The organism is Samsonia erythrinae (assembly GCF_004342665.1).
Taxonomy (GTDB): domain Bacteria; phylum Pseudomonadota; class Gammaproteobacteria; order Enterobacterales; family Enterobacteriaceae; genus Samsonia; species Samsonia erythrinae.
The window spans coordinates 134,123-153,052 of sequence record NZ_SMBY01000005.1 but is presented as its reverse complement, the minus strand read 5'-3'; the positions used below and the strand labels follow the sequence as shown (position 1 = coordinate 153,052).

The window sequence follows — 18,930 nt, the reverse complement described above, 5'->3', positions numbered from 1 at the left end:
ACAAAAATGCTGGGGCGAATCCTACTGCTGCCTTGCGCGCTTGACCAGCAAAAGCATCTTTCAGAATGTGATAAATATCCGGTTACAACGTAACCGAATCGCCGTTTGGTTGCCGCGGCGTTGACAGAATTGCGCGCTATTTTACGCCATACTGACAGTCCGTGTCGTATTTTCTGATAGAATGTGAAAGTAATGTTACAAAGCATCGCTTTGAATTATGGGAAAAAATTATGTACGAAATTGCCAAACGAACAACCATTGGCGCAGCAGTGTTACTGATAATGCCACTGATGATCTGGGCAAGTGGATGGCAGTGGCAACCGGAGTACAGTGGGCCCTGGCTACGGGGACTGTTCTGGATAACGGAAACGGTGACATCGCCCTGGGGCATCTTAACCAGCATCGTGCTGAGCATCTGGTTTCTCTGGTGCCTGCGTTTTCGTCTGAAACCAGCGCTTGGTCTGCTGGCGATAATGCTGATCACCGTGCTGATTGGGCAGGGAATCAAATCGGTCATTAAAGAATGGGTTCAGGAATCAAGACCTTATGTCGTCTGGCTGGAGAAAAATCATCAGGTGGATGACCGCTACTTCTATTCGCTACCGCGTAAGGCGCGAGCAGAACTGGTAAAAACGCAATTGCAGGATCAAAGACAGATCCCGCACTGGTTGCGCAGTCACTGGCAGTTCGAAACCGGTTTTGCATTTCCCTCGGGTCATACGATGTTTGCCGCAACCTGGGCGCTGCTGGGGATCGGACTGCTGTGGGCGCGCCGACATTATAAAACGGTGGTGATCCTGATGCTCTGGGCCAGCACGGTGATGGGGAGCCGACTGGCGCTCGGCATGCATTGGCCACAGGATTTGGTGGTGGCGACATTAATCAGCGCGTTGCTGGTTGTGATCGCCAGTTGGTTGGCGCAGCGTTGGTGTGACCCGTTGTCGCTTCAACCAGCGGAAATCAACGCGCTGGCAGAGCGGGATGCAGCCAAACATAAGTCCTCCTAGTTTTCCCTCAATTTCTCAATTTCTTTGCACTCCTCTTTACGGATGGCGTTAGCCATCCACCTTTTTATCCTTCGCCGTCTTCGCGTCTTCTTCTGTCTCACGCGTGTGCTTCGTTGTAAAAGCCAAACAATTTGTGAGCTGTATCGCTATTTCTGTTTTTGCCATTGGACAATTTTTAGTGTGATTGCAAAACTCTTTGAATGTTGATTCATATATGAATATATATTCAAATGGAGTGGATCCTGACATCTGAAAGCGTCTTTAATGGCCATCCTGTTTCTCTATTCGCCAGCCCGTTCCGCCCATTCGCCGCCGATGACGGCGTAATCGTCATGCTGATCTTGTCACCCTTTTTCACAGCAGAACCGATTGAATGCGCAAGGAATGTAAACCGCTCAACATCATGACACATCAATGAGGTAATTTTATTATGGCAACCTATACCTACCCTGAATTTGGCGCCGGTCTGTGGCATTTTGCGAACTATATCGACCGCTATGCCGTAGATGGCTATGGGCCGGCACTGAGTACGCTCGATCAGATCAAGGCGGCGAAAGAGGTTGGTGAACTCTCTTATGTCGACTTGCCTTACCCTTTTACGCCGGGGGTGACCTTAAGCGAAGTGAAAGAGGCGCTGAAAGAGGCGGGGCTGAAAGCGATTGGCGTCACGCCGGAAATTTATCTGCAAAAATGGGCGCGCGGTGCCTTTACCAATCCCGACCCGGCGGCCAGGGAGGCGGCTTTTGAATTGATGCACGAGTCCGCGACGATTGTTCGTGAACTTGGGGCGAGTTACGTCAAAGTCTGGCCAGGTCAGGACGGCTGGGATTATCCGTTTCAGGTCAGTCATAAAAACCTGTGGAAGCTGGCGGTAGATGGGATGCGCGATCTGGCGGGGGCGAACCCCGATGTGAAATTCGCGATTGAATACAAACCGCGTGAGCCGCGTGTGAAAATGACCTGGGATTCCGCGGCGCGAACACTGCTGGGGATTGAAGACATCGGGCTGGATAATGTCGGCGTATTGCTGGATTTCGGACATGCGCTGTACGGTGGGGAGTCGCCGGCCGATTCGGCTCAGTTGATTATCGATCGCGGGCGCCTGTTTGGCATGGATGTGAATGACAACCTGCGCGGCTGGGATGACGATTTGGTGGTCGGCACAGTGCATATGACCGAGATCTTCGAATTCTTCTACGTGTTGAAAATCAACGACTGGAAGGGCGTCTGGCAACTCGATCAGTTTCCGTTCCGTGAGAATCACGTCGAAGCGGCGCAGCTTTCTATCCGTTTTCTGAAGCATATTTATCGCGCGCTGGACAAGCTGGACATCCCGGCACTTCAGGCGGCGCAGGAAGCACAAAACCCGTTGCGGGCGCAGCGAATCGTGCAGGATGCGCTGCTGTCCTCTATTGAGGTTGACGAATAACCACCGTCACACGACAGACGAGAGCGCTTACGGCACGTCTGTGCCGGTTCATAAGCAGCGAAGCCGCTGGATGGCGAGCAGGTAGGGCGTCATCCAGCGGTAAGCCATCGGTAATCAATACGTGAGTGTTGTGGTAGGTTAACGTGTCGCGCATCGTCTGGCGGCGATTTCTGCTTGTTTCATCCCTTCGCTATAATTAAAGCGTGGCGATTCGGATTCATCATCGCTATGTGTCCCGTCCGGTTTTCACCACTGATTTCCCTGTCCGTTCAGGACATGGTAATTTAATAGGGTTGGTCGTCGAAATTTGGCATAATTCATCTGGTTAATGGATATCACAGGAAGGAAAGCGTGAAATACTTGCTGATTTTTTTACTCGTGCTGGCGATATTCATCATTTCTGTCACACTGGGGGCGCACAACGATCAGGTTGTGACATTTAATTACCTGCTGGCGCAAGGGGATTATCGTATCTCTACGCTGCTTGCTACGCTGTTTGCGCTGGGTTTTGTCTTTGGCTGGGTCATCTGTGGTCTGTTTTATCTGCGTCAGCGCATTGCGCTTGGCCGTGCACAACGTAAAATCAAGCGTCTGGAGCAACAGCTTTCTCCCGCCACCGAGGAGAAAATGACGTCTGTGCAGACGGTCACCCACTAAGGAATTTTCTCTATGTTAGAACTGCTGTTTCTGTTGCTGCCTGTGGCCGCCGCATACGGCTGGTACATGGGGCGCAGAAGTGCGCAGCAGGACAAAGAGCAGGAATCCAACCGACTGTCCCGTGAGTATGTCACCGGGGTCAACTTTCTGTTGTCTAATCAGCAGGACAAGGCGGTCGAGCTGTTCCTCGACATGCTGAAGGATGACAGCAACACCTTTGAAGCCCACCTTACGCTCGGCAATCTGTTTCGTTCACGCGGTGAAGTTGACCGCGCGATCCGCATTCATCAGGCATTAACCGAGAGCGCCTCGTTAACCTTTGAACAGCGTCTGCTGGCGGTGCAGCAACTGGGGCGTGACTACGTGGCTGCCGGTTTATATGACCGTGCCGAAGAGATTTTCAACCAGTTGGTGGATGAAGAAGACTTTCGGCGCAGCGCCTTGCAGCAGCTATTGCAGATCCATCAGGCCACCAGTGACTGGCAGGCGGCGATTGAGGTCGCGGAAAAACTGGTCAAGATGGGGAAAGAGCAGATACGCGTCGAAATCGCCCACTTTTACTGCGAACTGGCGCTGTTGGCGATGGGTAGTGACGATCTGGATAAGGCCTTAGCGCTCTTGAAGAAGGGCGCAACGGCGGATAGCCAGTGCGCGCGCGCGTCCATCATGATGGGGCGAATCTACATGGCTCAGCAGGCATATTCGCGTGCCGTGGACGCACTACGACAGGTTCTCGATCAGGATAAAGAACTGGTCAGCGAGACGCTGCCGATGCTGCAAGAGTGCTACCAGCATCTGGACAGGCCGCAAGACTGGGCCGATTTCCTCAGGCGTTGCGTGGAGGAAAATACCGGGGCAACGGCAGAATTGATGTTGGCAGATATCCTCGAAAACGAAGAAGGGGCAGATGTCGCGCAGATTTATATTAACCGCCAACTGCAACGCCACCCGACGATGCGGGTGTTTCATCGCCTGATGGATTTTCACCTGCATGACGCTGAAGATGGCCGGGCAAAGGAAAGTCTTCTGGTCCTGCGCGACATGGTGGGGGAGCAAATCCGTACCAAACCTCGCTATAGCTGCCGTAAATGCGGCTTCACTTCACAATCCCTCTACTGGCAATGTCCTTCCTGTCGTACCTGGGCCAGCGTTAAGCCGATTCGGGGGATCGACGGCCAATAACACCATGTGATGGCCGGTGCGCGACGGCTTGTCAATGTGATGAAAAAATCGGGAATAGAGGAAAGGTGGATTTAGTTACAACATACTAATGGTTTTCCTCCATTTCCGTTCCAGCATGCAAAGTGATCGCTCTAGCTATTCAGGCCGCTGGGATTTCGTGGCCGGCGCATGTAAAATGCGCCGGGAATTTTTGGCTTTGCAACAGACCGGGTGACAAATGAAGAACGAAAATCTACAAGAAAAGCATCAGTCGGTATCATCCCCGATTGTTGTCGCGCTGGATTATGCCAGTCAGCAGGCGGCGCTGTCGTTTGTTGACCGTATCGATCCGCGGGATTGCCGTCTGAAGGTAGGCAAAGAGATGTTTACCTTATTTGGCCCGCAGTTTGTTCAGTCGCTACAACAGCGCGGTTTTGACGTGTTCCTCGATCTGAAATTCCATGATATTCCCAATACCGTCGCTCACGCGGTTGCGGCAGCAGCCGATCTTGGCGTGTGGATGGTGAATGTTCACGCCAGCGGCGGTTCCCGTATGATGACGGCGGCGAAGGAAGCGCTGGTGCCGTTTGGTAAAGATGCGCCGTTGCTGATTGCCGTGACCGTGTTGACCAGTATGGACGAAGACGACCTGCGCGGGCTTGGGATAACCGTTAGCCCGGCGGTGCAAGCAGAAAGACTGGCTGTTCTCACGCATCACTGTGGTCTGGACGGCGTAGTGTGTTCCGCCCATGAAGCGCAGCGGTTGAAACAGGTATGTGGGCCGACGTTTAAACTGGTCACCCCGGGAATTCGTCCCACCGGGAGCGATGTGGGCGATCAGCGTCGCATCATGACGCCCGTTCAGGCGCAGCAGGCAGGTGTAGACTATATGGTGATTGGCCGCCCAATCACACAATCAGCCGATCCGACGCAGACGCTGCGGGATATTCGCGCTTCCTTGTTAAAGGGGGCGGTATCATGAGCCATGATAAGAATAGCCTGCTGGTTTACTCCACGGAAACCGGTCGTATCAAGCCGGAGAAAGAAAAGGCTGAGCGGCCAAAAGGCGATGGCATCGTGCGTATCCAACGCCAGACCAGCGGGCGAAAAGGAAAGGGGGTATGTCTGATTAGCGGCCTCGATCTTGATGATGCCGCGCTGGATAAACTGGCGGCGGAGTTAAAGAAAAAGTGTGGTTGCGGCGGTTCAGTGAAAGACGGAACGATCGAAATTCAGGGCGACAAGCGCGATCTGCTCAAGCAACTTCTTGAAGCAAAAGGGATGAAAGTCAAACTGGCTGGCGGTTAAGAGCGCCCCTGAACCAGGAAGGCGGCAGGTTGCCTTCTGTGAACCTGCTGCCCATGAAATTGTTAGTCGACCTGACGGCCAATCAGCCCGCCAATCGCGGCACCGCCCAGCGTACCCAATGTCCCGCCATCCGTTAAGATAGCGCCGCCTACCGCGCCAGCACCAGCGCCAATCGCGGTATTGCGGTCACGTTTAGACATATTTGAACAGCCGGCCAGCGATGCAGCGAGGATAATCGCAAGCGCGGCTGTCGAAAAACGTTTGTTTAATTTCATTTCTTTTCCCCTTTCTATCACAGCCGGCCTCACGTTTCTTGTGAGGAAAATATCGAATAAAGCGGTTTTTACGGTATTAAATAAAGAAACCTGACCTTTCATTGTGTGATGATGAGTATAATCATCGGGAAAAACTGCAACAGGTAAAAACTCTTAATTCCACTTATACAGTATTAACGATAGCAATAATGGCTAAATTTGCCTTTTTTTTGCACAATCCTGTGATACGTCGCTTTCTTCCCTCCATAGCAGAACGCTGCCGGATCTTTAGCGATTTAGCCTATAGCGACCCTCCCCATCGGCCGCGAGAATGGTGCTATTGTGCCGATGGGAGGCTGATTATGTTGGAAACGCTAAAACAACAGGTACTGGACGCTAATCTGGCTTTGCCGCGGCACCAGCTGGTGACGTTTACCTGGGGAAATGTCAGCGCGGTTGATCGTCAGCGAGGCGTGATGGTGATTAAACCTTCCGGCGTCGAGTATTCAGCCATGACGCTAGAGGATATGGTCGTCGTTGAGTTGGAAAGCGGCGCCGTGTTGGAGGGGACGAAGAAGCCGTCCTCGGATACCGACACACACCGCGTACTCTATCTTGAGTTTGCCGAGATTGGCGGTATTGTGCATACCCATTCCCGGCATGCCACGATCTGGGCGCAATCCGGCAACGATATCCCGGCCTGGGGAACAACGCATGCGGATTACTTTTATGGCCCGATCCCCTGCACGCGCTTAATGACGGACGATGAAATCAATGGTCGTTATGAATGGGAAACGGGTAGGGTCATTGTCGAAACCTTCCGTCAGCGCGGTATTGCCCCTGCGGCTGTTCCCGCTGTGTTAGTTAATGCACACGGCCCCTTTGCGTGGGGGAAAGATGCAGATAACGCAGTACACAATGCCGTCGTTCTGGAAGAAATTGCCTATATGGGCATTTTTTCGCGCCAGCTCACGCCTCAACTGGACAACATGCAGCAGACCTTGCTGGATAAACATTACCTGCGCAAACATGGTAAGAACGCCTATTACGGACAATAACTCCCTCTGTTTCCTACATTTCCTTCATGTTGCATTAACAGCGTAATTTATTTGCGCTGTTAATCCTTCCTTTTAAATTAAAAAAACATTCTTACCCGTTTAACTCTTAGCAGGCTTAACGTTTTGTTTTATTTGGAAATTAACGCATTTGATTAAAACATGGTCTCAATAAAAAAGAAACGGCGTTTTAATTTTATGTCTTCGATCACATTTCTGCCATCGAGGAACCGCTACATTCCGCAACCAGAAGGCGAGTCATGCCGGCTGAATCGTTTAAGTTCTTCTGATTCAGCATTACGTTTTATTAACTTTTTCTTCATGGTGCGATATGCATATCAAACGTTCAATAGAAAAAATCCCCGGTGGGATGATGCTGGTTCCGCTATTTATTGGGGCGCTCTGTCATACTTTCACGCCGGGCGCAGGGAAATATTTGGGCTCGTTCACTAACGGGTTGATTTCCGGCACGGTGCCGATTTTAGCCATCTGGTTTTTTTGCATGGGGGCCTCTATCAGGATCAGCGCAACGGGAACCGTATTGCGCAAATCCGGTACGTTGGTGATTACCAAAATTGCCGTGGCGTGGGGTGTCGCGGCCATTGCCTCACGGATTATCCCTGCTCACGGCGTTGAAGTCGGCTTTTTTGCCGGTCTGTCTACGCTGGCCTTGGTCGCCACGATGGATATGACCAACGGTGGCTTGTATGCCTCCCTGATGCAGCAATATGGTACTAAGGAAGAGGCCGGGGCATTTGTACTGATGTCACTGGAGTCCGGCCCGTTGATGACGATGGTCATTCTGGGGACGGCCGGTATCGCCTCCTTTGAACCGCACGTGTTTGTCGGCGCGGTGCTGCCGTTTCTGATCGGTTTTGCCCTCGGTAATCTCGATCCGGAATTACGAGACTTCTTCACCAAAGCGGTGCAGACGCTGATTCCGTTTTTTGCATTTGCGCTGGGCAATACCATCGATCTGAGTGTGATTGCGCAAACCGGCTTACTGGGGATCGTGCTGGGCTTAGCGGTGATTATGGTGACCGGTATTCCACTGATGATCGCCGATAAATTCATTGGGGGAGGCGACGGTACGGCGGGGATTGCCGCTTCAAGCTCGGCGGGCGCCGCAGTTGCCACACCGGTATTGATTGCGGAAATGGTTCCCGAGTTTAAGTCCCTGGCCCCGGCGGCAACGGCGTTGGTGGCCACCTCAGTGATTGTGACATCGATTATGGTGCCGGTCATCACGGCGATATGGTCAAAACACGCCAAAGAACAGAAGAAAGTGGAGACCGTCGCGATTAAGTAAAAATCCCTCCGCGATGGAGGGATTTGAAAAGGCGATTAGGCGACGTTTAAGGTTGAGCGCTGTCCCGTAATACGACCGGGGTTTCATTGGCCGTTGGGACATCGCTGGCTAGCGCGCGGCGAATGACAAAGAAGGCGGAAATCAGCATTGTGACAGCGACCAGCATAAAAAACCCGCACAATGCGGCATTGATCTGATTGCTGAACACGATGGTTTCCATATCTTTAATCGATTTTGCCGGCGCGATCAGCGTATTTTGCTCAATGCCTGCGGCAAAGCGTTTTGCCTGCGCCAGAAAGCCGATGCTGGGCTTCTCGTGGAATATTTTTTGCCAGCCCGCCGTCATTGAGGTGATAAATAACCAGACGGTGGGAACGATCGTGACCCACGCATAACGCTGCTTTTTCATTTTGAATAACACCACGGTGCCGAGGATTAGCGCCATGGATGCCAGCATTTGGTTACCGATACCGAACAGCGGCCAGAGCGTATTAATGCCGCCCAGCGGATCGATGACACCCTGATACACAAAGAACCCCCAGCCTGAGACAGCCACGGTTGTCCCCGCCAGATTCCCCAGCCAGGAGTGGCTGTTAGCCAGTTTAGGAATGGCGATACCCACCAGATCCTGCACCATGAAGCGGCAGGCGCGTGTACCGGCGTCAACGGCGGTCAGAATGAACAGTGCCTCAAACAGAATCGCGAAGTGATACCAGAATGCCATCATTGCCCGGCTGTTAAAGATTTCGGTGATGATGTACGCCATGCCCACCGCGAAGGTCGGCGCACCGCCCGCACGTGAAAGAATAGAGGCTTCGCCCACGTCATTGGCAATGGCGCTCAATTCCTGCGGCGTAATGACAAATCCCCAACTGTTAATGGCCTGAGAGGCGCTCTCAACCGTGGTGCCGATCAGCGCGGCCGGTGAGTTCATGGCGAAGTAGATACCTGGCTCGATTACCGAAGCGCAAATCAGCGCCATGATTGCGACGAAGGATTCCATCAGCATCGCGCCATAGCCGATGAAACGAATGTGGCTTTCGCGTTCAACCAGTTTTGGCGTGGTGCCGCTGGAAACCAGCGCGTGAAAGCCAGAAATCGCGCCACAGGCGATGGTAATAAACAGGAAGGGGAATAACGTGCCGGAAAACACCGGGCCTGTACCGTCAATAAAACGGGAAACGGCGGGCATTTTCATTTCCGGCATCGCGAAGACGATCCCGAAGGCCAGCCCGACGATCACGCCGATTTTCAGGAACGTAGAAAGATAATCACGCGGCGCCAGCAGCAGCCACACCGGCAGTACAGAGGCAACGAAGCCATAGATAACGAGAATCCAGGTGAGCGATGTGCCTTTCAGCGTAAAGAATGGCCCCCAATAGGGATGTGCGGCGATGTTACCGCCATACACAATCGCCAGCATCATCAGCACAAAGCCGATGATAGACACCTCGGCGATTTTTCCGGGCCGTAAAAAGCGCATGTAAACGCCCATGAACAGCGCGATAGGGATCGTGGCGGCAATGGTAAATAATCCCCACGGGCTTTCCGCCAACGCTTTAACAACGACGAGCGCCAGCGCGGAGAGGATGATGATCATCACGCCCAGCGCGCCGAGCATGGTGATGATACCCGCGAACGTCCCCAGTTCCTGCTTTGCCATTTCGCCCAGAGAACGACCGTCCCGGCGGGTGGAGATAAACAGCACCAGAAAGTCCTGCACGGCGCCTGCCAGCATAACGCCCACCAGAATCCAGATGGTGCCGGGAAGAAAGCCCATCTGCGCGGCGAGAATAGGCCCGACCAACGGCCCGGCGCCCGCAATGGCGGCGAAGTGGTGACCAAACAGTACCCATTTATTGGTGGGAACATAATCCAGACCGTCGTTATGGCGTTCCGCCGGCGTCAGGCGGCGATCGTCAAGCTCAAACACTTTTTTGGCAATGAACAGACTGTAAAAGCGATAGGCAATGCTGTAACAGGATACGGCGGCGATAACCAGCCACACGGCATTGACGTGTTCACCGCGACTGAGCGCCAGCGTGGCGAACGCAAAGGCGCCCGCCAGGCCGACCAGCAGCCAGATCACAATGCTCTTTACGTTACTCATAGCAACGGCTCCTTCGTTATTCAGAAAGGGGGAGGTAGCGCGAATGTTAATGCAATTTAACAATAATGTTTTTAGTGACGAAGAGAAGCGAATGGATGAGAAAATGTGAGCTAAAGTGAGTTTTTGTAAACAAATTTAACATGCTGGCAGGCGAGCAACATTCCAGGCGAATGGTCACGTGGCGCGACGGTAGGGTAAAAGCACGTCAATGAAGTCAATATCCCCCGTGTTTGCATGCGATCAGCACGATGGCCGGTAAAAGCGCCATCGCCTGATGCTCAGAGGTAATGCGGATTAAATCATGCGGAGCACGCGCTATGCCGCGGGTTTGGCAATGATGCTACGCGTTTCCAGACGGACGTCGGCAATCGTGACATCCAGCGTATCTCCCTGGCGATAAGTGACCTCGCCTTTCACCGCAAGCGTGCCCATTTCCGGGCTGCACACCAGCTCATCGCGGACGGCATGGATGAAGGAGGAGGGAATAAATGCCACGGCGCCGTTATCCAGCAGACGAACGCGTAAGCCGCCGCGTGTGATATCAATGATTTCCGCGTTGAAGCGCACATTGGTGCCGGCTTTATCCTTAAGGAAACGCGCGTACAGCCAATCGCCGACATCCCGCTCAGCCATGCGGTTAAGGCGGCGGCGTTCGGCCAACTGTAGCGGAACGTCATCCAGCGGTTTTTCTGCCGTCTGCCCGGTGATAATGGCTTTCAGCAGGCGGTGGTTAACCATATCGCCATATTTACGGATAGGGGATGTCCAGGTGGCATAGGCTTCCAGCCCCAGTCCAAAGTGCGGGCCTGGTGTGGTACTGACTTCCGCGAAAGTCTGGAAGCGGCGAATGCGGCTGTCCAGGAACGGCGTCGGTTGGGCATCCAGCTCGCGGCGCAACGCGCAGAAACCGTCAAGCGTTAACAGCGTCTCGGCATCAACCTGTACCCCGTGCGTTTCTAATACCGCAACGGCCTGTTCAATCAAGGCCGGATCGAAACCGTGATGAACGTTATAGATCCCGAAGCCCAGCTTATCGCGCAGTACTATCGCTGCACAGACGTTGGCCGCAATCATGGCCTCTTCGACGATGCGGTTGGCGATGCGGCGGCGTTCAACCACAATATCCAGCACGTCGCCTTTTTCACCCAGCAGGAAGCGATAATCGGGACGATCTTTAAATACCAGCGCATGGGTAGTGCGCCATTCGCTGCGCGCCAGACAGACGCGGTGCAGCAAACGGATTTGTTCAGCAATCGCGTCATTTTGCGGCTGCCATTCGCCCTGTTGCTCCAGCCAATCCGATACCTCGTCGTAGGCCAGCTTCGCTTTGGATTCAATCCAGGCGGCAAAGAAATGAATATCATCGCCCAGCGAGCCGTCGGCGGCGATGGTCACACGGCACGCCAGCACAGGGCGGCGCTCTCCGGGCCGCAGGGAGCAGATATCGTCCGACAGCGGACGCGGCAGCATCGGAATATTGAAGCCGGGCAGGTAATTGGTAAAAGCGCGCTGACGTGCAATGTTATCCAACTCACTATTGGCGGCGACATAAGCGGTAGGATCGGCAATCGCGATGGTTAATTGCAGCGAACCATCGCCGTTATCCTGTGCGTACAGCGCATCGTCCATATCCTCGGTGCTGGCGCTGTCGATTGTAACGAAGTGCAGCGCAGTCAGGTCTTCGCGAACGAGTTGGCCGTCATTGCGCTCAGCCGCTTCGGCTTCCGGTGCGGAACGTTCAAGATTGTGGCGTGATAATGTCACCCACCACGGCACCAGCGGATCGTCGCCCGTTGTGATGTACTGCGTCAGTTCGGCATGAAAACCGCGGTCGCCTTTCAGGGGGTGGCGGCGCATTTCTGCCACGGCCCAATCGCCTTCCTGAAACGCATGGGTCACATCCCGGCCAGCACGGCAGGGGATCGCGTCTTTCAGCAAAGGGTGATCGGGCAGAATCGACAGACGATCGTCTTTTTTCTGAATACGTCCGACGAATCGGCTAAGAAAGGGGATGAGCAATGTTTCCGGTTCGGCGATTTCCCGCTCTTTTTCCGTATGCAAGGTCGCCGTAATCCGATCGCCGTGCATGACTTTTTTCATGTGCGGCGGGGGAATGAAATAGCTTTTTTGTCCGTCAGCTTCAAGAAAGCCAAATCCTTTATCGGTGCCTTTGACGACACCTTCAACACGGGGCGTCTGAGAGTGAAGTTGCTGTTTTAGCTGTGCAAGCAGCGGATTATCTTGAAACATAGCGTCCAGAAGTACGGTTGTGAATGGCCCAATTAGCGGCTGACAGTTTTACTCGAATCGGGTGTCGGCGGCAAGAATAATCGGGAACGTGTTGGTATCGCAGCGGTAGCGGCGCGCCTACTTCTGAGGTGCGGGCGGAGTATGAAATGGCTTGCCGTGCAGCTCAATACTAAGCGTGCACGGCAGGCTGCCGGATTAATCGTCAGGCAATGCGTAGCAGAGGCGCGTTCTGCACGCTGCGCCGTAGGGTGACCGGCACGGATTTTGACGTTGGCGTGTGTGTTTCATCGCCAAAACTGGACAGCGGCACCAGCGGATTCGTTTCCGGGTAATAGGCAGCCAGATTGCCGCGCGGAATGTTGTAGCTTACCAGTTTGAAACCGCTGACGATGCGAGTGATGCCGTCATTCCACAGCGTTTCGATATCCACCCGTTCACCATCTTCCAGTCCCAGCGCGGCGATGTCATCCGGGTGAATAAAGACCACGTCCCGCTGACCATATACGCCGCGATAGCGATCGTCGAGACCGTAAATCGTGGTGTTGTACTGATCGTGCGAACGCAGGGTTTGCAGCGTAAACGGCGCGGGGCGATCGGCCAACTGCGGGAATAACGAATCGGGCAGCGGGGCATGGCTGAACTGCGCTTTCCCGTTGGGGGTATTAAAACGCAGTTCGGCGGCGGCGTTGCCGAGGTAGAAGCCGCCCGGCAGGTCGCAGTTGGCATTGAAATCGGTAAAACCGGGGATCGTGGCGGCAATATGATCGCGAATGCGTGAATAATCATCGGCCAGCGCCAGCCAGTCGAGCGCTTCGCTGCCTAAAACCGCATTGGCGATACCGGCGACAATCGCCGTTTCCGAACGCTGCAACGGGGAAAGCGGCTGTCCGACTCCCTGAGACGCATGCACCATGCTGAAGGAGTCTTCAACGGTAATAAATTGTGCGCCTGTGGCCTGCATATCAAGCTCCGTTCGGCCAAGCGTAGGCAGGATCAGCGCATCGGTTTTGCCCGTAATCAGGTGGCTGCGGTTGAGTTTGGTACTGATGTGTACCGTCAGATCGCAACGGCTGAGCGCGTCTTCGGTACGGGCCGAATCCGGCGCGGCGGCCGCGAGGTTGCCTCCCAGCGCAATAAGCACTTTAATTTCATCGCGCAGCATCGCTTCCAGCGCTTCTACCGTGTTGTGGCCTGCGGCGTAAGGCGGCGTGAAGTCAAAATGCGCAGCCAGACGATCGAGAAACGCGGCCGTCGGCTTCTCATCGATCCCCATGGTGCGGTTGCCCTGCACATTACTATGACCGCGCACCGGACACAGGCCTGCGCCCGGTTTTCCCAACTGCCCAAACAGCAGTTGCAGGTTGACGATTTCCCTCACCGTGGCGACGGAATGCTTATGCTGAGTAATTCCCATCGCCCAGGTACAAATTACCCGCGGGGACTGCTGATAAATCGCGGCCACATAGCGCAACTGCGCCTCGCTCAGACCCGACTGCTGTTCGATATTCTGCCAAGGGGTGGCGTCGACCACCGCCAGATACTCGTCCACCTGCTCGGTGTGAGCGGCGAGAAAATCCTGATCGAATAATCCCGCTTCTCCGGCAGACAAACGCTGGCGGTGCGTTTCCAGCAGCGCTTTTACCATTCCGCGCACGGCGGCCATATCGCCGCCCAGATTCGGTTGCAGATAGGTTTCGCTGATGGCGCCTGAAAGCGGCGTGAGCAACTCCAGCGGGTTCTGCGGATCCGCAAATCGTTCCAGGCCGCGCTCACGCAGCGTATTGAATGAGACGATGTGCGCGCCGCGATCGGCGGCATGACGCAGGCTGTGCAGCATCCGTGGGTGGTTGGTGCCGGGATTCTGACCGAAGACGAAAATGGCGTCGGCATGCTCGAAGTCATCCAGCCGGATCGTCCCTTTGCCCACGCCGATACTCTGTTTCAGGCCGGTTCCGCTGGCTTCATGACACATATTCGAGCAGTCAGGAAAATTGTTGGTACCCAGCATCCGCCCAAAAAGCTGATAGAGATAAGAAGCTTCATTGCTGGCGCGGCCGGAGGTGTAAAGTTCCAACTGATTCGGGTGCGCCATACTTTTTATATGACGGGCGATCAGGGCGAAAGCGTCATCCCACTCGATGGGGACATAACGATCGCTGCGGCGGTCATAGCGCATTGGATGCGTTAAACGCCCTTGATACTCAAGGAAATAATCGCTTTGCTGGCGTAAGGTCGTGACGCTGTGCGCCGCGAAAAAGTCCAGATCGACAGCTTTGCGGGTGGCTTCCCAACTTACGGCTTTCGCGCCGTTTTCACAGAAGCTGAACGTGCTGCTGTTGTCATCGCCCCAGGCACAGCCGGGGCAGTCAAAACCTTTCGCTTTATTGACCCGCAACAGGTTTCGGATATTTTTCAGCGCTTGTTTACTGTCGAGGACGAAACGCGTGGTGGCTTCCAACGAGCCCCAGCCGCCAGCCGCATTGCGGTATGGCTTGATGGATGGTTTGAATTTCATGTATTAATCCGCAGGTGATGATGTTTTTTTTATGTGAACAAAATTTTAAAAAATTGCTCTTGAGAGGAAGTCTAGGCAGCAGGGGCGATCGCGTCTAATCAAATAAGGCTATGGTGGGATAGAGGGGATTTATCAGTGTATACTGGGCGCCCACCCATTATAGAGATTGGCGATGGATATTAAGCAACTGCAATACCTGTGCAATCTGGAGAAAGAGCGCCATTTTGGTCGGGCTGCGGAAGCCAGCTTCGTCAGCCAGCCAACGCTCTCCATGCGGTTGAAAAATCTGGAACGGGAGTTGGATTTAGCGCTTGTCAACCGGGGTAACAATTTCGAAGGCTTTACGGCCGAAGGTGAGCGTGTATTGGCCTGGGCGCGGGAGATCGTTTCGGTCTATCAGGGGCTGAAGCTGGAAGTCGCCGCGCTGAAGCGTGGCATGAGCGGGATCTTGCGCGTTGGGGCTGTGCCGCAAAGCGGCATTGCGCTGGCGAGCCTGCTGTTGGCGGTGAATGAAGCCTACCCGCAGCTGGATTTTCAGGTTTCGTTGTTCAGTGCGGATCAGTTACTCGAGGCGCTGAATGCGCATTCGGTGGATGTCGGTATCGGCTTTTTTGAGTTGTCGACGTTACAGGAATTGCACTTTCAGGCCGCGCCATTAATCGCAGACGGTGTTGATTTGCTATTCCATCCCGACCATTTCCGCCGGTTGGATGGGGATACGCCGCTGACGTTCGATGCGCTTTCCGGCGTGCCGCTCTGTCTGGCTGAGCCGAGCCGCTATTTTCGCCGTTATCTGGATAGTCACTTTCGTCACGCGGGCGTCACGCCGTGGGTAAAAGTCGAAAGTACCTCTATTCTGCAACTGCTCCAAAGCACGTTTGTCGGGATTGGATGCGCTATTGTGCCTCACGGTAGCCTCATTCCAGAGATGACGCCTGCGTTAAAGGTACGGCCACTGCACATCCCTGCGATGCATCGCCGGGCTGCGGTGGTTACCGCTCAGGTTGGCCGAGCCACGCCGCTGGCGCAGAACTTCTTTGATGTGGCGCAGCAGTGGCTACAGGCTCAGTCATAGAGGCTTTTGTCCTGTACCGGAGCAACCGACTTGCTGGCGCGAAGCCGCCTGACGGACTGGTGAACAACCAGCGTACCGTTAAGCAGTGTGTTGCCAACCGGGGCGTCGGGGCGCATCAGACGATATTGCAACAGCCTGACGGCCTCTTCGCCCAGCGCCTCACGCGGCACATGTACCGACGTTAGCGGCACGTCGTGAATGGCTGACAGATTGAAGCCATCCATACTCATCACCGAGATGTCCTGCGGGACGCGTAATCCCGCCTTATGCAGCGCGTTCACCGCCCCGACCGCGATGAAATCACCACCTGCCAGAATAGCCGTAGGCCATTTATCTCGCGGGCGGTGGGATAAAAAGGCCGTCATCGCGTGTTCAGCATCTGCCGTGCTGAAATTATCTAACGACAGCAAGTTGTCCTCGGCAGAAAACGGCAGATTATGGTGCTGATAGGCATCCCGGATGCCGTCCAGACGCAACTCCATCGTGTAGCGACGCAGGCATAATAACGTCAACACGGTATGGTGTCCTTGCTCGAAGAGATAGTGTGCGGAGAAGTCGCCAATTAACCGATGCGCAGGCGTCACACCCGGTAATCGCATCTTGCGGTCGAGACAGTTAATCAATATGCAGGGCTTACCGCTGTCTGATGCCAGCGCGTGAATATAGGGGTCGTCGATGCCGATAAGCAGCGCAGCCTCCGTGGCCGGATCGCGCATTTTTTCTAAGAATAGCGCCGCATCGCTGTCGTTTTCCTCCAACCCGCAGTACCGCACTCGTACATCGTGCGGCTTGAGGGCATCAATGATGCTCTGCACCACTTTGTGATAGAAAATGTCGGACCTAATATCAAAAGCGCGCGGTGGTGCGAAGATAGTCAGCCCGTTCAAGAGCAGGCGACCGTTGGCGAGATCGGCCAGTACGCCGCACTGGCGTGCGCAGTTGAGAATTTCAGCTTTTGCGTGCTCACTGGTATTGGACTGACCAGACAATACGCGTGAAACCGTACTGATCGAGTAGCCCGTCTGCCGCGCAATTTCACGTATTTTTAGGTTTCCTTTCATTTTGTGATCCCGTTCACCTTCGGAAATGACAAAGTTTTCATTGCTATCTGTTGCCTATTTTCAGGCGATACAGTCGGCTTTTTGCTTGTATTTTGACCATAGCATGAAAATCTTTTCAAAAAAGTGGGTGTTTCACGATTTTCAATTGTTCTACTCTCGATTTGGTAAACCAATTTCAGTGGTTAGATGTAATAAAACAGGATTTAAATCAATAAATACAATGATATGAAAATGGTTTGAGTATTTGTCAGGCAAAAAATACAACAATGCCGCTGAGATATCAGACCAATGTAACCCTACTTTCCTGTATAGGAGTCACCATGAGTCTCGACATCAATTCGTCCTCCATCGCGACCAAAGGCAAACGGACATTCAGAAATCTGCGCTGGTGGGTTCTTGGTCTGTTTCTGCTTGGTGTGACCGTGAATTACATTACGCGTAATTCACTGGGTATTCTGGCACCGGAACTGAAAAGCACAATGGGCATTACCACCGAACAATATTCCTGGATTGTGGGAGCGTTCCAACTGGCGTATACCCTTTTTCAGCCGGTGTGCGGCTGGTTGATCGATGTCATCGGGCTGAAAATGGGCTTCATGATCTGCGCCACGATCTGGGCGCTGATGTGTATCTTCCACGCGGGGGCGGGAAGCTGGCTGCACTTGGCGATCCTGCGTTTCTTTATGGGGGCGTCCGAAGCGGCGGCGACGCCGGCGAATGCTAAAACACTGGGCGAGTGGTTCCCTAAAAAGGAGCGCCCGATTGCGGCAGGCTGGGCCGGTGTCGGTTTCTCCGTCGGCGCGATGCTGGCACCGCCGATTATCGTCGTCGCACATGTCTATCTGGGCTGGCAAGGGGCTTTCATGTTCACCGGTGGGCTGGCGCTGCTGTGGGTGGTGCTGTGGTGGTTGTTCTACCATAACCCGGAAGATCACCCGAATTTAAGCCGCGAAGAGCTGGATTTCATCCGTCAGGACAACGAGCCGCCTCCCGTCAAACTGCCTTTTTTCACCGCACTGAAAACCGTCTCAAAAAACAAACGCTTTTACGGTATCGCGATCCCAGCCTTTATGGCGGAGCCCGCGTGGGCTGTGCTCAGCTTTTGGGTACCGCTCTATCTGGCGAATGAACGCGGTATGGATCTGAAACAAATTGCGATGTTCGCGTGGCTGCCGTTTCTTGCCGCCGATCTCGGCAGCGTCGCCAGCGGCTACCTTACCCGGCTTTACGTGCGCTGGTTTGGCTGCTCGCGCGTCAACTCGATTGTGGCCAGTTCGGTAACAGGCGCGTTTCTGATGCTGTCGCTGGCGCTGGTCGCCATCAGTAAAGATCCATGGGTGGCGATTTTACTTATTTCCATCGGCGGATTCGGTCATCAGGTGATTTCCTGCATGTTGAGCGCACTGGTGGTGGAATCGTTTGATAAAGGGCAGATGGCAACCGTGAACGGGATGCGAGGTTCGTTTGCCTGGATTGCCAGCTTCCTGTTCTCGCTGTTGATTGGCGTCACCGCCGACAAAATCGGGTTTAACCCGCTGTTTGTCGCCATGGGATTCTTCGACTTGATCGGTGCCGTCTTCCTTATCGCGTTTATTGCTGAGCGTCGTGGGAAAACGCGGCCTCAGGCATAACGGTTTATGCCGACCGTTTAAGAAGTGAGATACACGGAGCGACCACGTGGCGAGGTTTCCCTACGGGAACCTCATCGCCGTGTTTCTCCTAAAAATGGGCTTAAGTGA

Annotated in this window: 15 protein-coding genes; 10 read left to right on the top strand and 5 right to left on the bottom strand. The window is 54.0% G+C overall.

Annotated elements, in window-relative coordinates; translation table 11 throughout:
• The first annotated feature begins 230 nt into the window (after positions 1–230).
• From pgpB to yciH, 6 genes are all read left to right on the top strand, one after another.
• Positions 231–1,007, top strand: a complete 777-nt coding sequence (gene pgpB / locus EDC54_RS10375) for a phosphatidylglycerophosphatase B (RefSeq protein WP_132455873.1) — start codon at positions 231–233, stop codon at positions 1,005–1,007.
• A gap of 430 nt (positions 1,008–1,437) precedes the next feature.
• Entirely contained in the window at positions 1,438–2,436 is a 999-nt protein-coding gene (locus EDC54_RS10370) for a sugar phosphate isomerase/epimerase family protein (protein ID WP_132455871.1), read from the top strand.
• Between the two features lie 351 nt (positions 2,437–2,787).
• On the top strand, positions 2,788–3,093 hold the full coding sequence (locus EDC54_RS10365; protein ID WP_132455869.1) for a LapA family protein: 306 nt from the start codon (positions 2,788–2,790) through the stop codon (positions 3,091–3,093).
• 12 nt (positions 3,094–3,105) lie between these two features.
• A complete protein-coding gene (gene lapB, locus EDC54_RS10360) occupies positions 3,106–4,275 on the top strand; it encodes a lipopolysaccharide assembly protein LapB (RefSeq protein ID WP_132455867.1) in 1,170 nt (389 codons plus the stop codon).
• A gap of 217 nt (positions 4,276–4,492) precedes the next feature.
• Positions 4,493–5,236, top strand: coding sequence for an orotidine-5'-phosphate decarboxylase (pyrF, locus tag EDC54_RS10355; RefSeq protein WP_132455865.1), 744 nt, complete (start codon positions 4,493–4,495; stop codon positions 5,234–5,236).
• Complete coding sequence (yciH, locus tag EDC54_RS10350; RefSeq protein WP_132455863.1) at positions 5,233–5,562, top strand: stress response translation initiation inhibitor YciH; 330 nt, start codon at positions 5,233–5,235, stop codon at positions 5,560–5,562. Before pyrF ends, yciH begins: the two co-directional genes overlap by 4 nt.
• A gap of 62 nt (positions 5,563–5,624) precedes the next feature.
• On the opposite strand, the gene osmB is transcribed toward yciH, so the two are convergent.
• Entirely contained in the window at positions 5,625–5,837 is a 213-nt protein-coding gene (gene osmB / locus EDC54_RS10345; protein ID WP_132455861.1) for an osmotically-inducible lipoprotein OsmB, read from the bottom strand.
• 341 nt (positions 5,838–6,178) lie between these two features.
• Here osmB and araD point away from each other — a divergent pair, with 341 nt between their 5' ends.
• Together araD and kdgT are read left to right on the top strand one after the other, a co-directional pair.
• On the top strand, positions 6,179–6,874 hold the full coding sequence (gene araD / locus EDC54_RS10340; protein ID WP_132455859.1) for an L-ribulose-5-phosphate 4-epimerase: 696 nt from the start codon (positions 6,179–6,181) through the stop codon (positions 6,872–6,874).
• A gap of 328 nt (positions 6,875–7,202) precedes the next feature.
• Positions 7,203–8,180, top strand: coding sequence for a 2-keto-3-deoxygluconate transporter (kdgT, locus tag EDC54_RS10335; RefSeq protein WP_132455857.1), 978 nt, complete (start codon positions 7,203–7,205; stop codon positions 8,178–8,180).
• A 46-nt stretch (positions 8,181–8,226) separates the two neighbouring features.
• On the opposite strand, the gene EDC54_RS10330 is transcribed toward kdgT, so the two are convergent.
• The 3 genes from EDC54_RS10330 to EDC54_RS10320 all read right to left on the bottom strand — a co-directional run bounded on the left by EDC54_RS10330 (position 8,227) and on the right by EDC54_RS10320 (position 15,055).
• Positions 8,227–10,290, bottom strand: coding sequence for a carbon starvation CstA family protein (locus EDC54_RS10330; RefSeq protein ID WP_132455855.1), 2,064 nt, complete (start codon positions 10,288–10,290; stop codon positions 8,227–8,229).
• A gap of 315 nt (positions 10,291–10,605) precedes the next feature.
• On the bottom strand, positions 10,606–12,540 hold the full coding sequence (locus EDC54_RS10325; RefSeq protein WP_132455853.1) for an exoribonuclease II: 1,935 nt from the start codon (positions 12,538–12,540) through the stop codon (positions 10,606–10,608).
• A gap of 202 nt (positions 12,541–12,742) precedes the next feature.
• Positions 12,743–15,055: an FdhF/YdeP family oxidoreductase gene (locus EDC54_RS10320; RefSeq protein WP_132455851.1), complete on the bottom strand. Its 2,313-nt coding sequence runs from the start codon at positions 15,053–15,055 to the stop codon at positions 12,743–12,745.
• Positions 15,056–15,227: 172 nt separating this feature from the next.
• Between EDC54_RS10320 and EDC54_RS10315 the strand changes: the two genes are divergently transcribed.
• Positions 15,228–16,130, top strand: a complete 903-nt coding sequence (locus EDC54_RS10315) for a LysR family transcriptional regulator (RefSeq protein ID WP_132455849.1) — start codon at positions 15,228–15,230, stop codon at positions 16,128–16,130.
• Here the strand turns inward: EDC54_RS10315 and EDC54_RS10310 are convergent.
• Positions 16,121–17,191, bottom strand: coding sequence for a LacI family DNA-binding transcriptional regulator (locus tag EDC54_RS10310; RefSeq protein ID WP_132455847.1), 1,071 nt, complete (start codon positions 17,189–17,191; stop codon positions 16,121–16,123). The two genes, EDC54_RS10315 and EDC54_RS10310, sit on opposite strands and share 10 nt — an antisense overlap.
• 320 nt (positions 17,192–17,511) lie before the next feature.
• On the opposite strand from EDC54_RS10310, the gene EDC54_RS10305 reads away from it, so the two are divergent.
• Positions 17,512–18,822: an MFS transporter gene (locus EDC54_RS10305; RefSeq protein WP_132455845.1), complete on the top strand. Its 1,311-nt coding sequence runs from the start codon at positions 17,512–17,514 to the stop codon at positions 18,820–18,822.
• The last annotated feature ends 108 nt before the right edge of the window (positions 18,823–18,930 follow it).